This is a genomic window from Lachnoanaerobaculum sp. Marseille-Q4761, from assembly GCF_017565785.1.
Classification (GTDB): Bacteria; Bacillota; Clostridia; order Lachnospirales; family Lachnospiraceae; genus Lachnoanaerobaculum.
In genome coordinates this window covers 131,720-147,834 of record NZ_JAGEKB010000003.1, presented here as the reverse complement: position 1 = coordinate 147,834, position 16,115 = coordinate 131,720, and the positions used below count along the sequence as shown (strand labels likewise).

The window sequence follows — 16,115 nt, the reverse complement described above, 5'->3', positions numbered from 1 at the left end:
ATTTTTATAATTATTCACCAAACTAATAAACATCCCTTTATAATATATGAGTAAAGGGATGTAATTTAATAACATTATAATTTTCAGAAAATATTTGAAAACAACAAGTATGTTAAATACAGTAATATTAAATGTACCGGATAGAACAAATACATCAAATATTTAAATGTTTTGCTTATATGAGTCTTCTTATTATTAAAGAAGAAAGTGAGGAATACTCCGACATATACACCTACTGTGTTTACTCTCATTGTAGGCAATGCTCTCATAATATCATTATTTATTTGCAACAAATGGAATAATAGCGGAAGTCTGCATATGATTATAATAAATATCCAAATAAATACTTTTTTTAATATACTTACATCCCTTAATAAATAGAACATAAAAATATATATTATGTATACATAACCTCCTTCTGTATTCAGTATATAGGAGATTAATGCCGCAGCTATTATTGGAGTGAGCCTTAGTATTATATTTTTATCTTTTAATTTTTCATAAAAATAAAGTGCAACAAGACCGAGCCCCAATGTAAACATAATATTTAAGTCGATTTTATAAAAAGAAGTTACCTCAAGTTTACTAAACCCTGAAGCATATTCTTCAGATTGCATAAAAAGTATATATGGTATCTGTGAAAGCAATGCAAATGTAAATACTCTTAAAATATACTTTTTTATATCCTTCGTATACCTGAAACCCACAGTGATACAGAACATAAAAATAGGTGCCGCCAATCTTCCTACATATCCCATAATATCTGGAACTCTGTCTATAACAATATCACTTATAAGTTCTTCTTTGCCGGGAAATAAAATTGCCAAACTATCAGCAATTGCAACCCACATTTGCCAGGGTATAATTCTTGGGATATGGTCGATTAACATTGAAATGATTGCAATTATTTTTAGTCTTTTAGTATTCATTATAATTCCTCCGATAAAAATCATTCCTCTAAACTTTCCTTATAATACCTTTCAAGCACCGACATAAATTTACTCTGTGATATATGATTTTGCACTGTCATATAGGGTTGGTCGGTTAGGGGGAGTTCTATTTTGTCCATATTCTTTCTATAGAATTGAATATCCATCCCCATCTTTTCCTTAAACAATCTGTTGAGATACCTACTGTCTGAAAAGCCGGATTCACAGCATATATCACTGATTCTTAAGTTTGTTTTTGTAAGCAGCGAAAATGCATGATCAAATCTGATATTGTTTAAGTATGTTGTAAAATTCATTCCTGTCATTTTCTTTATAAAATGAGATATATAATAAGTGGATAATGATTCCAAATCTGCAATATCGGATAATGATATATTTTCTGAATGATGTTCAAAAATATAGTCTGTGATTCTTTGTAAATGCTTTGCTTTTGAACGACTCTGCTTGGTGCTGTGCTCATCTATGATGGGATTTGCTATCTTGCTGAGTTGATATATTATATCAAGTGCCTTGGCACCTGCGCCCATCTCGGTAAATGGCAAATCACTGGCATAGCACATGGCACATTCAAAAATAGTCCTATATAAATTATTATATTCCTTGTTAAAGGCAATATGATTCTTTTTATATATTATATCAGGTCCAATATTCTTATAAAGCGCATGGTTTATTAAAAATATCACTATTTTATTATGGCTTTTATTGCTGTAAAATGAATGAGGCTGATATCTGTTTACAATATAGATATCATTTTTTTTGAGACTGAATACCTCATTGTCGATTACAAGGTCAATATTTCCGTCAAGGAGCATACCGATTTCAAGATCCGAATGACAATGTACGCTTCTTGAAAGTATTTCAATCAATAACATAGCCAAAGAGTTGGTTTTTGTATGTCTGATGATCTCATATTCTGTTTTAGTATTTTTATTGATTTCCAAATCCATAATACAAATTTCCCTAAGTAAAATATAATAAAATTATCAATTATATAGTTAATAAATAGACAAATAAATATTTTTCAGATATGCATTTGTCTATCAAATTGAGTATATTCTATAATATATATTATTTCAATATATAAATAGCAATATTAACATTATAGAATAACAAGATTATCTACATTTGAAGTAATAAATCAGTTATTATAAAAAGCACAAAGGAAATCGTTATAAAATACATACAATAAAATATTGGTAACAGCAAAGTCAAAATTTTTTTGGCTTTAATATCATACTTTTATTGCAATTTGAAAGGAGACATATTTATGAAAGAATTTTTCCCGGGAATATCACCTGTAAAGTTTGAAGGAAGTGAGAGCAAAAATCCGCTAAGCTTCAAATACTATGATGCTAAAAGAGTGATAATGGGCAAGACAATGGAGGAACATCTATCCTTTGCTATGGCATGGTGGCATAATCTTTGTGCATCAGGAGTGGATATGTTCGGACAGGGTACTGCCGATAAGGGTTTTGGCGAAAGTTTCGGTACTATGGAGCATGCAAAAGCTAAGGTGGATGCCGGCATTGAATTTATGAAAAAACTCGGAATAAAGTATTATTGCTTCCATGATACAGATATCGTACCTGAGGATCAGGAAGATATAAATGTTACAAATGCAAGATTGGATGAGATCACAGACTATATCTTGGAAAAGACGAAGGGAAGCGATATAAAATGTCTTTGGACAACCTGCAATATGTTCGGAAATCCCAGATTTATGAACGGTGCGGGAAGTTCAAACAGTGCGGATGTATTCTGTTTTGCAGCTGCACAGGCAAAGAAGGGACTTGAAAATGCCGTAAAACTTGGAGCAAAGGGATTTGTATTCTGGGGAGGTCGTGAAGGTTATGAGACACTTCTAAATACAGATATGAAGCTTGAAGAGGAAAATATAGCAACACTCTTTACAATGTGCAGAGATTATGGACGCAGTATCGGTTTTAAGGGAGATTTTTATATTGAGCCAAAACCCAAGGAGCCTATGAAGCATCAGTATGATTTTGATGCCGCAACCGCCATAGGCTTTTTAAGAAAATACGGACTTGATAAAGATTTTAAATTAAATATAGAGGCAAATCACGCTACACTTGCAGGTCATACATTCCAGCATGAGCTGAGAGTTTCTGCAATTAACGGTATGCTTGGCTCTGTAGATGCAAATCAGGGTGATACTTTACTTGGATGGGATACAGACCAGTTCCCTACAAATATTTATGATACTACATTTGCAATGTATGAAATATTAAAGGCAGGTGGCTTAAGCGGAGGATTAAACTTTGATTCAAAGAACCGTAGACCAAGTAATACAGCTGAGGATATGTTCTATGGATTTATAGCAGGAATGGATACATTTGCACTTGGACTTATAAAGGCTGCACAGATTATTGAAGATGGAAGAATAGATGAGTTTATTAAAGAAAGATATTCAAGCTACAGTGCAGGTATAGGAGAGAAGATAAGAAATAAGTCAGTGACTTTGGAAGAATGTGCCGAGTATGCCGCAAAGCTTAAAAAGCCTGAATTGCCCGAATCAGGAAGACAGGAATATCTTGAAACAGTAGTAAATAATATATTGTTTAATTCAAAATTGTAAAATTATCCGATAAAAATAATCGGATTTAGAAAAGGAGGAATTTATGAAAATGAAGAAATTATTTGCATTTGTGATTGCCGGCATGTTGGCTTTTTCCCTGACAGCATGTACGGATGGAAATGAGCCTGCAACATCAAAGGCTGAACAGTCACAGACGGAGAGTTCCAAAGAAGAGGGAAGCTCTGAAACTACAGAGTCAAAGGGTGGAAAGATAGGTATATCAATGCCTACAAAATCACTTGAGAGATGGAATCGTGACGGTTCATATCTTGAAAAAGAGTTTGAGAAGGCAGGATTTGAGGTTTCACTCACCTATTCGGACAATAAGATTGACCAGCAGGTTAAGGATATTGAGGGACTTATTGCAGATAAGGTGGATTTACTTGTAATAGCCGCAATAGACGGTGAATCACTTGCACAGGTTTTGGCTGAAGCAAAAAACCAGAATATTCCTGTTATTGCCTATGACAGACTTATTATGAATACTGATGCAATATCATACTATGTATCATTTGACAATTACACTGTAGGAAAGCTTCAGGGAGAATTTGTAGCTGAGAAGCTTGGTCTTGCAAATGCAGGAGATAAAAAGTTCAATATAGAGTTTACAGGAGGAGACCCTGCAGATAATAATGCGACCTTCTTTTTTAACGGTGCTATGGATGTTATAAAGCCATATATTGAAAGCGGAACAGTTGTGGTACCTTCAGGTCAGACAGCATTTGAGCAGGTCGGAACAGCGCAGTGGGATACTTCAAAGGCTTTATCAAGATTCCAAAATATTCTCGGTTCATACTATTCAGACGGAACTCAGCTGGATGCGGCGGTATGTTCAAACGATTCTACAGCACTTGGTGTTACACAGGCTATACAATCAGACTATGCGGGAAGCAATGAGATAATAATTACAGGACAGGACGGCGATGAAGCAAATCTTGCAAATATTATTGACGGCAAGCAGACAATGACCGTATACAAGGCTGTTGCAAATGAGGCAATAGCAACACTTAATCTTGGTGAGGCTATATTAAAAGGGGAAAAGCCGGATGAATCATTGATCAAAAAATCAGGCTGGAGCTTTGATTGTACATATGATACATCATCATATAATAACGGCTCTGCTGTGATACCTTCATATCTTTTGGTTCCGGTAACAGTTACTAAGGACAATATTCAAAAGGAATTGGTTGATACAGGATATTATACAATGGGAAGTGACGGATATCCGCATCCGGTACAGTAAATATTGATACTCCAGGTTTTATCAGCAGTACAGCGTTGGAGGTAAAGACATTTGCCTCCAATATCATAACATTGGCATATTTATCAGAAAGGCGGATATATTGAAAGACTGTATTTTGGAAATGAAAAATATTACAAAGGAATATCCCGGAGTGAAGGCTTTAGATAATGTCAATCTACAAATCAAAAGAGCCGGTATACATGCCTTGGTAGGAGAAAACGGTGCGGGAAAATCAACGCTTATGAATATTCTCTCCGGTACCATACCATATAATGAATATTCCGGTCAGATTTTTTATAATAATCAAGAGTGTAAATTTCAAAAGATACATGACAGTGAGAACCTCGGTATTGTAATAATACATCAAGAGCTTGCACTTATTCCGGAGCTTACAATTGCCGAAAATATGTTTCTTGGTAACGAAAGAAAAAATAAATTCGGTGTTATAGATTGGAATGAGACATTTCATCGGGCTGATATAGCTATGAAGGCTGTGGGGTTGAATGAAAATACACATTCTCTTATAAAGGATATAGGAACAGGTAAGCAGCAGCTTGTAGAGATTGCAAAGGCTATATCAAAAGATGTAAAACTTTTGATACTGGATGAGCCTACATCATCACTTAATGATGAAGACTCAAGGATGCTGCTGGATATGCTTATTCGTTTTAAAAAAGAAAAGGGAATTACATCCATTATTATTACACATAAGTTGCAGGAAGTGGCATATGTGGCGGATGAAATAACCGTGCTCAGAGACGGAATGACTATAGAAACCATAGACAATGCGAATCATTGTATAAATGAAGAACGAATAATAAAAGGTATGGTAGGGCGTGAGCTTGAAGACAGATATCCTCAAAGAGAACATAAGATAAGTAATGAAATTATGTTTGAAGCCAGAAATTGGACTGTATATCATCCTATATATACTGAAAAATGTGTAGTTGATAATATAAACTTTTTTGTAAGAAAAGGTGAGGTCGTGGGATTTTCGGGATTGCAGGGAGCAGGAAGAACCGAACTTGCAAAATCACTTTTTGGAAGAAGCTATGGAAGTCATATTTCAGGTCAGGAATTTATTGCAAATAAGGAGGAGGTCTTTCTTAAGAGTTCCAGAGATGCCATAGTAAACGGTCTGGCATATGTAACTGAGGATAGAAAGACTGACGGATTGATACTTTCTGAAACAATATCAAAAAACACCACTTTGGCAAGAATGGAAAAAATAGCCGACAAAAGAGGTGTGTTGGATGTTGCAAAAGAAAATATGGTGGCAAAAGATTATGTAAAGGCAATGAAAACAAAGACTCCATCTGTTTTGCAAAAGGTGGGAAATCTTTCGGGAGGGAACCAGCAAAAGGTTCTATTGTCCAAATGGATGTTTGCCGAACCTGATGTTTTGTTTCTGGATGAGCCTACAAGAGGAATAGATGTAGGTGCAAAATATGAAATATACTCCATTATCAATGATATGGTCAGTCAGGGTAAATCAGTGGTAATGATTTCATCAGATCTTACGGAACTTTTAGGTATGTGTGACAGGATTTATGTTATGAATGAAGGAAAGATAACCGGAGAGTTCAGTGCAGAAGAAGCTACACAGGAAAAGATAATGAGTACAATCTTAAAGTCGGATTGTACACCGGTTGACAGGAGGTAAAAAGTGAATGCAAATAAATTTGTAAAAAAATATACTATGGTACTTGCACTTTTAGTTGTGTTTGTATTCTTTACATATCTGACAGGTGGAAGACTTCTTCTTGCACAGAATATTTCAAACCTGCTGTTGCAAAATGCATATGTGCTTATAATGGCTTGCGGTATGCTTCTTTGTATACTTACCGGAGGAAATGTAGATCTCTCAGTAGGATCGACTCTTTGTCTTTCAGCTGCACTTTCAGCTAAGATGCTGAGCATGGGAATAAATCCTTTAATTGCCATATTATCATCTGTTACAGTGGCATGTATTATCGGTGTATGGCAGGGATGGCTTATAGGATATATACATATACCTCCTTTTATATGTACATTGGCAGGTATGTTTTTATTCAGGGGTATAGCCAGAGTTATTTTGGATTCAAAGACTGTTGCTATAATGGATAAAAGATTTTTAAGCCTTTTTACATCATATATACAAATACCCGGACTTGATGTAAACCAAAGAGTTATTTCATCAATGGCTGTAGGAATACTTGTAGCTGTAGCTATTACCGCCTATACATTTATTTCAGAGCGTAATAAGATAAAAAAAGGTTATGAGAGTGCAAGTATAAAGGCAACAGCAATAAGAGTGGCTATATTTGATCTTGTAATATTATTTTATGCATATAAGCTTATGAGTTATAAGGGTATACCTATAATGCTTATATGGATACTTGTAGTAGTTGCAATATTTGCCTTTGTTACAAGCAAAACAGTATTCGGAAGATATTTTTATGCAGTGGGAGGTAATGAAAAGGCCACCAGACTTTCAGGAATAGATCCGAGGAAGGTTTATTTCAGGGCATATTTTCTTATGAGTCTTTTGGCAGGACTATCAGGGCTTTTGGTAGGAGCGCGTATAGGTTCTGTAGATGGAAATATGGGAAGCTCATATGAAATGGATGCTATTGCATCCTGCTTTATAGGAGGCGCTTCAGCTTACGGCGGTTCTGGAACGGTACAGGGAATAATGATTGGAGCCATACTTCTTGGAGTAATAAATCAAGGTATGTCAATACTCGGTCTTCCGGATCAGTTCCAATATATTGTAAAAGGTGCCGTACTCTTAGGAGCGGTAGTATTTGATGTGGTTTCCAACCATAAAACAGGAAAATCATAAAAAAAGGGGGTTATTATACATATTTGTATATGAAAACTTGGAAAGGGGGATTAGGTGTTTGACAATATAGTTTCCAGAAAAAATACAAATTGTGCGAAATGGGATGAAATAATAGCTGAGTGTGGAGTGGATGATTTGATACCTCTTACAGTGGCAGACATGGATTACAGAGTAGCACCTGAAATCATAACAGCTGTTATAGAGGCTGCTAATCATGGGATATACGGATATACAAATGTTAGCGATAAATATATAGAATTGTCAAAAAAATGGGCGGAAAACAATTATGGCTTCAGACCGGATAATGAATGGATAGTTTACTGTCCAAGAATAATTCAGGCAATATCTTTGATAATACAAAACTATACGAAGACAGGAGATAGAGTTCTGGTATTTACACCACTGTATGATCCTATTCAAAATGCTGTACGTATCAATGATAGGGAACTGATAGAATGTTCATTACAGTTAAAAGATGGACATTATGAGATAGACTTCACAGATTTTGAAGAGAAGATAAAAAGTGGGGTAAAAATATTTATTACAGTATCACCTCATAATCCTGTCGGAAGAGTGTGGACAGAAGATGAAATAAAAAAGACTGTGGAAATATGTAAACGCCACAATGTACTGATAATATCTGATGAAACGCATGCTGACTTTGTGTGGAAAGGGGAATTTATATCTTATGCATCTTTTTATGATATGTATGAGAATATAATAATAGGTTTATCCACATCAAAAAACTTTAATATTGCAGGACTTGAAGCCAGCAATATAATTATCAAAAATGGGGAGTTGAGAACTTTCTTCAAAAAACTTCTAAGACAGGGTGGAATACATAATCCAAGTTATTTTTGCATACCTGCTGTTATAGCAGCTTACGAATATGGTGAAGAATGGCTTAATATTGCAAAAGAAAAAATAAAAGAGAATATGGGTATTATAAAAAGCTTCTTTGAAAATGACATGAAAGGATTTAAAGTAATTGATTCGGAAGGAACATTTCTGTCATGGGTTGATTACAGGGAGCTTAATATTACAGAGAATAAATTTAAAGAGCTTATGATAGAAAAATCACATATAGCATTTTCACTTGGTAGCGGATATGGAGAAGACGGAAGAGGATTTTTTAGAGTAAATGCAGCTCTACCAAAAGAACTGTTGAAAGAAGCTTTATTCAGATTTAAAAATAATATAAACTGGGAGATGTTTTATGAGTAAGACAAAGAGAAAACCTACAGTACTTCAAGCATTGTTTCCTATACTTTCAATGCTTATAATACTTGGTGTAGGAATTGCATTTTTAGATTTACCTGCTGAGCCATTGATCGTTTTGGCAGCAGTGGTATCAGGTATACAGGCAATTTTTCTAGGATATTCATATGATGATATAATGAATGAGATAGCAACCAAGATCGCAAAGGTTTGGGGGGCATTGTTAATTCTTATAATCGTGGGATTTATGATCGGTTCATGGATGCTTGGCGGCACTATACCGATGCTTATATACTATGGACTAAAACTTATTAGCCCTAAATATCTTGCACTTACAGCATTTTTACTTACAGCTATAGTATCTGTCCTTACAGGTACATCATGGGGTTCAGCCGGAACTATTGGAGTAGCCTTTATGGGTGTTGCAATAGGAATGGATGTAAACCTTGCATTAGTTGCAGGTGCTGTAGTTTCAGGTGCATATTTTGGTGACAAGCTTTCACCTCTTTCAGATACTACAAACCTTTCATCTGCAGTTTGTGGAGTAGATCTCTATGAGCATGTTTACAATCAGATGTGGACTACGGGAAGTGCTGCTATTTTGGCTATAATATTCTACTTTATCATGGGACAAGTAGGTGCGGTAAAAAATGTTGTAGTACCTGAGACTATAAATATTCTTACAGGTACATTGGACCAAATGTTTAGCTGGAATATTTTATTGTTGGTTCCGCTTGTAATAGTACTGGCAGGGTCTATTACAAAGAAGCCTACAATTCCTGTTATGCTTGTAGCATCAGCAATTGCTCTTATAAATGCGGCTGTTTTCCAAGGGGCAGACTTAAAGAGTATAGTAGATGTTACATTGAACGGATTTAATGTAGAGATGATAGGAATGACTAAGGATGAAGTTGCACCGGAACTTATAAGGCTTCTTCACAGAGGTGGTATGATGTCAATGATGAATACACTTCTTATTGCCGTATGTGCTATATCTTTTGCAGGTACTATGAGTGTTACCGGTGCTTTGGAAGTTGTTATTTCAAAGATGCTTGAAAAGATAAATTCAACATTTAAGCTTGTTGCATCAACAATAGTTACCTGTCTTATAATTACAGGTGTTACAAGTAATGGTCAGGTATCTATTTTGATGCCCGGCGAAGCATTCAGAGAAGTTTATATAAAGATGGGATTACATCCTAAGGTTTTATCAAGAACATTGGAGGATTCAGTGACTTGTACGGAATGTCTTATACCATGGACGGCAGCCGGTGCGTATATGGCTACAACTCTTGGTGTAGGAACATTAAATTATCTGCCATACGCTATTTTAAACTATTCAGGAATGATTTTTGCTCTGGTATGGGCTCTTACAGGTATAGGAATTGCAAGAGCCGGTAAAAGTGAAAAATAATTGAATATCTTAGAAGATAAAATATCGGGTGAACAAAAGTCACCCGATATTTTGTACTTCTCTTTTAATTTTACACAATATTTGATATAATCAATAATCATAGAATATAAGGAGGCTTTTATGGCTGATACAATGGATATAAAAGAAAATTTTGAAATTGAAACAAATGAAACAGGAAGGCTTGGAGAGGTAAAGATTGCCGATGAGGTGGTAGCGGTTATTGCCGGTATTGCCGCAACAGAGGTAGAGGGTGTAGACTCTATGGCAGGAAATGTTACAAAGGATATTATGGGTAAGCTCTCAGGAAGCAAGATGGCAAAGAGCATGAAGGGTGTAAAGGTAGAGATAAATGAGGACAAGGTTTGTGTGGATTTATCTGTAAATGTAAGTTATAACTATAATATACCTGAGGTAAGTGAGAAGGTACAAGAGAGAGTAAAGAATGCTATTGAGAATATGACAGGACTTACAGTACTTGAAGTAAATATTAAGATAGCATATGTTGTTGCAAACTAATGAGGAATTTTTCAAGTTTATATATAAGAAAAATAGCATCTGTCGGAATGTTGACAGCACTTGCAATGGTACTTGGCTTTGTGGAAACTTTGATACCTATAAATTTGGGTATACCGGGTATGAAGATCGGTCTGGCAAATTTGATAGTTATCATTGCATTTTACTTGTTCGATATAAAGACCGGTGTAATTGTTTCACTGCTTAGAATCGTACTTATAGCTATGACATTTGGAAATGTATCAATGATGATTTATTCGATTTCGGGTGCTACACTAAGTTTGCTTTGCATGATTATCGCAAAACAAATCAAAGGTTTTTCAATGGTTGGTATAAGTATTATAGGCGGTATAATGCATAATGTAGGACAGATAATATGTGCGGCTGTTGTTGTAAGAACCAATGGAGTTTTTACATATCTGCCTGTACTTTTGATTGCGGGTGTAGTAAGCGGAATGCTTATCGGTATAGCAGCTTCACTTGTTATAGTGAGAGTTAAACCCTATATACGCAAATAGATGTTTAAAAGCTGTAAACAGTTTATCAGAAAATTTGTTTCAGTAAAAGTTGCAAGCTTGATTTTGAATCGGGCTTGTTTTTTGAGGATTTTAGAATGGAGAAAATATGGTAAATACAAAAATTGATGTAGTCTCAGGATTCCTTGGAGCAGGAAAAACTACATTTATAAAGAGACTTGTAGAGGGTAACAAGGATAAGGGAAAGACTATAATAATTGAGAATGAATTCGGTGAGATAGGTATTGACGGAGGATTTTTAAAAAATTCAGGCATAGAGATTAAAGAGATGAACTCGGGCTGTATATGCTGTTCTCTGGCAGGAGATTTTGAGGCATCACTTAGAGAGCTTTTATCTATGTATGAGCCTAACAGGGTTATTATAGAGCCAAGCGGAGTCGGAAAATTATCGGATGTGTTAAAGGCAATCTCGGATGTGGAAAAGGATCTTCATGTAGAATCAAATTCTGCTATAACAGTGGTGGATGTAAAAAAATGTAAGATGTATATGAAGAATTTCGGAGAGTTCTTTAATAATCAGATTCAATTTGCAAATACTATAATACTTTCAAGAACAGATCTTGTGGATAATAAAAAGATAGAAGAAGCTGTGGCACTTATCAAAAATATAAATCCTGATGCAACTATAGTTACAACTCCTTTAGATAAATTAAGCAATGAAAAAATAGAGGAGCTTTTGTCAAAGCCTATTGATTTAAAGAATGAATTACTTGAGGAATTGGCAAGGGAACATTCACATCACCATCATCATGAGGATAATGGGCATCACGACAGCCACGACCATCATGACCACGACGAACATTGCGGTTGCCATGAGCATGATCACCATGAGCATCACGAACATACTGACAGCCACGATCATCATGACCACGAGCATAACCACGACGAACATTGTGGTTGCCATGAGCATGATCACCATGAACATCACGAACATACTGACAGCCACGACCATCATCATGACCACGACCATCATGAACATGATGAAAACCACAACCATCATCATGACCACGATCATCATGACCATTGCGGTTGCGGTCATGACCACCATGATCATCACCATGCGGATGATATATTTGACAGCTGGGGTATGGAGCAGGTGCCGGCAATCAGCGAGGATAAATTAAAGGATATCTTAAACAGCTTTGAGGATGAAGAAAAATATGGTGTTGTACTCAGAGCAAAGGGTATGTTAAAGGATATTAACAGCGATGACTGGTTCTATTTTGACCTTGTTCCGGGCGAGAGTGAGATTAGAAAAGGTGATGCCGAATATACCGGAAAGGTATGTGTTATCGGTGCAGGATTGAAAATAGAAGAATTAGGGAAGTGTTTTAGAGCTTAAATAATGGAGAGGTTATGGAAAAACTACCTATTTTTATTATAAACGGTTTTTTGGAAGCCGGTAAAACACAATTTATGAAATTTACAATGCAACAGGAGTATTTTCAAACCGACGGAAATACTCTACTGATTGTTTGTGAAGAGGGTGAGGAAGAGTATAGTAAGGAATTACTGGATGCTACTCATACCACTGTGAAGTATATAGAGGATTTATCTGATTTTACCAAAGAGAAAATGGAAGAATTTACAAAAGAGGTAGATCCTGAAAGAGTTCTTATAGAATGGAACGGTCTATGGGAGCAGGATAAAATACAAATACCTGACAGCTGGTATGTAAATCAGATGATTACAGTATACGATACCTCTACACTTGATCTATATATTAAAAATAAAGATTTAAAGGCATATATGGGAAAGATGCTGAGAGATTCAGAACTGGTTATATGTAACAGAGCCGATGATATTGATGAGGATATCTTAAGCACATATCATCTTCAGATAAAGGCTATGGCACCTAATGCAGAAATTATTTTTGAAGGTGAACATGGAGAAATAACCGGAGATTTCAGTATAAATTTACCATATAATCTGGATGAGCCGAAACTTATTATAAAGCCTGAATACTATGGTATATTCTATGTGGATGCCATGGACAGAACGGAAAAATATGACGGAAAAGAAATTGAGTTTGTGGCTCAGGTTGTCAGACCTGATGGGATAGGTGAGGATGTACTTATTCCGGGCAGAAGGGCAATGACATGCTGTGAGGCGGATATCCAATTCTTAGGTTTTGTATGTAAATATAAGGGTGCAAAGAATTTTAAAAATAAGGATTGGGTTAAGATTAAGGGTAAAATAAAGTATGAAATGAGTCCGCAATATCGTGCAAAGGGACCTGTAATATATGCAAATGATATAGTACTTACAGGACCGATAGACGGATTGGTTCAGTTTTAGGAGAAATATGACAGATCTGGAATTGTTGGAAGAAGCAAAAAAAGCAAGAAAAATGGCGTATGTTCCATATTCAAAATTTAAAGTCGGTGCCGCGCTTATGACAAAGTCGGGTAAAATCATACATGGATGCAATATTGAAAATGCAGCCTACAGCCCATGTAATTGTGCGGAGAGAACAGCCTTTTTTAAGGCGGTGTCGGAAGGAATATATGATTTTTGCAAGATAGCGGTTGTTGGAGGGATTAAGGACGCAGATACATTATGTACTCCATGTGGAGTTTGCAGACAAGTGATGCAGGAATTTTGTAATCCTTTGGAGTTTGAAATCATAATGTCTGATGGTGGAAAAGTAAAATCTATGAAACTGGGAGAATTACTGCCATTTGGATTCGGACCGGATAATCTAAAAGGATAGTTTTAAAACCGCATAGATAAAAATGATATATTGGGAAGGTTTAATGAGGAAGACATTATTAAATAAATTTATTTTGGTGACTGCAATGGGTACAATACTTGTCAGCGGAGTCGGAAAAAATATTTTTATAAAAAATATTAATGCATTCACAACAAAAAAAGGTACTGTAGATGTAACCGGCCTGAATGTAAGATCAAGAGCGGGAACAGGAAACAATACCATTGCTACATTACAAAGAGATACCGGAGTAACGGTGCTGGATGAAGTAAACAGTGACGGTATGTATTGGTATAAGATATCTTTTAATGACGGATCAGGCGATAAGGAAGGGTATGTAGCAAAAAACTATATAAAGACTGAAACAACGGCTGTATATTCAATCGATAAGAACTTTGAAACTGAGATAGGGGATTTCCCGGAGAGTTATAAAAACAGACTTAGAGCTCTACATGCGGAATATCCTAATTGGAAGTTTGTTGTGCAAAATGTGGAAATTTCATGGGATGAAGTGATAAAGAATGAATCTGTTGTAGGTGTAAATCTTGTAACAAAGTCAGCTAAATCATCCTGGAAGTCAACTGCAAAGGGAGCATATAACTGGAGCAATAATACATGGCCGGGATTTGATTCCAACGAATGGGTGGCAGCCGGTGAAAGCATTATAAAATATTATATGGATCCAAGGAATTTCCTTGATTCGACAAATATATTTCAATTTTTAGGTCATGGTTATACTACCGGAGAACAGAACGAAGAAGGTGTGGAAAAAATGCTTAAGGGTACTTTTATGGAGAGTAAATCAAGCGTAAAAACCACAATAGCTCAAACTGCCGCAAGCAGTACACCGGCTGAAAGTACAAAGACTGAAAGTGAGCAAACAGAAAGCGCAAAGTCTGAAAGTTCACAGGCGGTAGTTACGCAGGATCAAAAAAGTACATATACAAAAAGTACTTCTGTAGGTTTTTCAACGGTAGATTCACCGGATAATGAAAAAATCATTGAGGATAAGCCAAATTCAGCTAAGGAATATGTGAGAGTTGATGCACCGATTGCCCCTTCAAACAAAAAAGATGTATCCGAAATTTCGCCGGTTGAAGAAACTACTGTGGGAGATAAGGACAGCGGTCCGGGTTATATGGAGACTGCGGCAACCACAGTATATGAGAGTACTACAGAATTTAATGATACGGAGCATGGTCCGGGAGTGGTAAATATTGACAGCATAAAGGAAAGCTTAAACAGTGCTGAGAATATACATGCATCAAGTGAAGCGACTTTATCCACAGAAAATGCCAATGCACTTTCAAACGGTACTACATATGTGGATATGATTATGGATGCGGCAAAAAGTTCCGGAGTAAATCCATATGTTATAGCCGCAATGCTTATACAGGAGCAGGGTGTTAAGGGAAGCTCGGGACTTATAAGCGGCAGCGGAGGTATTTATAATTTTTTTAATATAGAAGCATATAAATCCGGAAGTCAGTCTGCAACAAGCAGAGGTCTTGCATGGGCAGGAAGCGGAAATTCATATCTTCGACCGTGGAATACCAAAGCAAAGTCTATAATAGGCGGTGCAATGTTCTATGGAAGTAATTATGTGAAATCGGGACAGAATACTTTTTATTTAAAAAAGTTTAATGTTCTTGGAGAAAATAAATACAAACATCAATATATGACAAATATTGAAGGTGCAAAGAGTGAAGGTGCTATGCTCTCCAGAGCATATTCGGAGGAGGACAAAAAAGGAAACTTTACATTCTATATACCTGTATATAGAGATATGCCCGAAGTGCCTGAGACAATGCCTAATGGGGACGGAAATCCCAATAACAGATTGTCATCGCTAAGTGTAAGCGGATATAGTATAGAACCGGGATTTAGCAGTGATAATTATTCTTATACATTGAATTTACCGTCTAATATATCAAATATCAATATTAACGCAATTTCTTCAGATGTGAATGCAAGTGTAGTAGGTGGTGGAAATATCGAATTGAAAAATTCGGATTCGACAGTTGACATAATTGTTACGGCTCAAAATGGAACCAAGGAAAAATACAGCATAAATATAAAGAGAGGAAATTAATACTGTAGCTACATTTTAT

Annotated in this window: 14 protein-coding genes; 12 read left to right on the top strand and 2 right to left on the bottom strand. The window is 35.8% G+C overall.

Annotation, left to right across the window (positions count from 1 at the left end; all coding sequences use genetic code 11):
- Positions 1–83: 83 nt before the first annotated feature.
- Together J4O15_RS11820 and J4O15_RS11815 are read right to left on the bottom strand one after the other, a co-directional pair.
- Positions 84–929: a TraX family protein gene (locus J4O15_RS11820; protein ID WP_208100918.1), complete on the bottom strand. Its 846-nt coding sequence runs from the start codon at positions 927–929 to the stop codon at positions 84–86.
- 20 nt (positions 930–949) lie between these two features.
- Complete coding sequence (locus J4O15_RS11815) at positions 950–1,897, bottom strand: AraC family transcriptional regulator (protein ID WP_208100917.1); 948 nt, start codon at positions 1,895–1,897, stop codon at positions 950–952.
- 320 nt (positions 1,898–2,217) lie between these two features.
- On the opposite strand from J4O15_RS11815, the gene xylA reads away from it, so the two are divergent.
- The 12 genes from xylA to J4O15_RS11755 all read left to right on the top strand — a co-directional run bounded on the left by xylA (position 2,218) and on the right by J4O15_RS11755 (position 16,096).
- Positions 2,218–3,546, top strand: a complete 1,329-nt coding sequence (gene xylA / locus J4O15_RS11810) for a xylose isomerase (RefSeq protein ID WP_208100916.1) — start codon at positions 2,218–2,220, stop codon at positions 3,544–3,546.
- A 43-nt stretch (positions 3,547–3,589) separates the two neighbouring features.
- Positions 3,590–4,789 (top strand): substrate-binding domain-containing protein, encoded by a 1,200-nt coding sequence (locus J4O15_RS11805; RefSeq protein WP_208100915.1) that lies wholly within the window; start codon positions 3,590–3,592, stop codon positions 4,787–4,789.
- A gap of 100 nt (positions 4,790–4,889) precedes the next feature.
- Entirely contained in the window at positions 4,890–6,452 is a 1,563-nt protein-coding gene (locus tag J4O15_RS11800; protein ID WP_208100914.1) for an ATP-binding cassette domain-containing protein, read from the top strand.
- 3 nt (positions 6,453–6,455) lie between these two features.
- The gene (locus J4O15_RS11795; RefSeq protein ID WP_208100913.1) at positions 6,456–7,613 is read left to right on the top strand and encodes a sugar ABC transporter permease; all 1,158 of its coding nucleotides are present in this window, start codon (positions 6,456–6,458) and stop codon (positions 7,611–7,613) included.
- Between the two features lie 54 nt (positions 7,614–7,667).
- Positions 7,668–8,837, top strand: coding sequence for a MalY/PatB family protein (locus J4O15_RS11790; protein WP_208100912.1), 1,170 nt, complete (start codon positions 7,668–7,670; stop codon positions 8,835–8,837).
- A complete protein-coding gene (nhaC, locus tag J4O15_RS11785; RefSeq protein WP_208100911.1) occupies positions 8,830–10,245 on the top strand; it encodes a Na+/H+ antiporter NhaC in 1,416 nt (471 codons plus the stop codon). The genes J4O15_RS11790 and nhaC overlap by 8 nt, the downstream gene beginning before the upstream one ends.
- Positions 10,246–10,365: 120 nt before the next feature.
- Positions 10,366–10,761: an Asp23/Gls24 family envelope stress response protein gene (locus J4O15_RS11780; RefSeq protein WP_009218817.1), complete on the top strand. Its 396-nt coding sequence runs from the start codon at positions 10,366–10,368 to the stop codon at positions 10,759–10,761.
- Positions 10,761–11,276 carry a Gx transporter family protein gene (locus tag J4O15_RS11775; RefSeq protein ID WP_208100910.1) on the top strand — a complete coding sequence of 172 codons (516 nt, stop codon included), beginning with the start codon at positions 10,761–10,763 and terminating at the stop codon, positions 11,274–11,276. Before J4O15_RS11780 ends, J4O15_RS11775 begins: the two co-directional genes overlap by 1 nt.
- Before the next feature lie 106 nt (positions 11,277–11,382).
- Positions 11,383–12,636: a GTP-binding protein gene (locus J4O15_RS11770; protein WP_208100909.1), complete on the top strand. Its 1,254-nt coding sequence runs from the start codon at positions 11,383–11,385 to the stop codon at positions 12,634–12,636.
- Positions 12,637–12,650: 14 nt separating this feature from the next.
- Positions 12,651–13,592, top strand: coding sequence for a TIGR03943 family putative permease subunit (locus J4O15_RS11765; RefSeq protein ID WP_009218814.1), 942 nt, complete (start codon positions 12,651–12,653; stop codon positions 13,590–13,592).
- A 7-nt stretch (positions 13,593–13,599) separates the two neighbouring features.
- Entirely contained in the window at positions 13,600–14,007 is a 408-nt protein-coding gene (gene cdd / locus J4O15_RS11760) for a cytidine deaminase (RefSeq protein WP_009218813.1), read from the top strand.
- A 43-nt stretch (positions 14,008–14,050) separates the two neighbouring features.
- Positions 14,051–16,096: an SH3 domain-containing protein gene (locus J4O15_RS11755; protein ID WP_208100908.1), complete on the top strand. Its 2,046-nt coding sequence runs from the start codon at positions 14,051–14,053 to the stop codon at positions 16,094–16,096.
- Positions 16,097–16,115 lie beyond the last annotated feature (19 nt).

Coding starts and splice junctions, on each gene's coding strand:
- nhaC (WP_208100911.1), top strand. CDS start 8,830: ATGAGTAAGACAAAGAGAAAACCTACAGTACTTCAAGCATTGTTTCCT.
- J4O15_RS11775 (WP_208100910.1), top strand. CDS start 10,761: ATGAGGAATTTTTCAAGTTTATATATAAGAAAAATAGCATCTGTCGGA.
- J4O15_RS11770 (WP_208100909.1), top strand. CDS start 11,383: ATGGTAAATACAAAAATTGATGTAGTCTCAGGATTCCTTGGAGCAGGA.
- J4O15_RS11780 (WP_009218817.1), top strand. CDS start 10,366: ATGGCTGATACAATGGATATAAAAGAAAATTTTGAAATTGAAACAAAT.
- J4O15_RS11755 (WP_208100908.1), top strand. CDS start 14,051: ATGAGGAAGACATTATTAAATAAATTTATTTTGGTGACTGCAATGGGT.
- J4O15_RS11805 (WP_208100915.1), top strand. CDS start 3,590: ATGAAAATGAAGAAATTATTTGCATTTGTGATTGCCGGCATGTTGGCT.
- J4O15_RS11765 (WP_009218814.1), top strand. CDS start 12,651: ATGGAAAAACTACCTATTTTTATTATAAACGGTTTTTTGGAAGCCGGT.
- J4O15_RS11820 (WP_208100918.1), bottom strand. CDS start 929: ATGAATACTAAAAGACTAAAAATAATTGCAATCATTTCAATGTTAATC.
- xylA (WP_208100916.1), top strand. CDS start 2,218: ATGAAAGAATTTTTCCCGGGAATATCACCTGTAAAGTTTGAAGGAAGT.
- J4O15_RS11815 (WP_208100917.1), bottom strand. CDS start 1,897: ATGGATTTGGAAATCAATAAAAATACTAAAACAGAATATGAGATCATC.
- cdd (WP_009218813.1), top strand. CDS start 13,600: ATGACAGATCTGGAATTGTTGGAAGAAGCAAAAAAAGCAAGAAAAATG.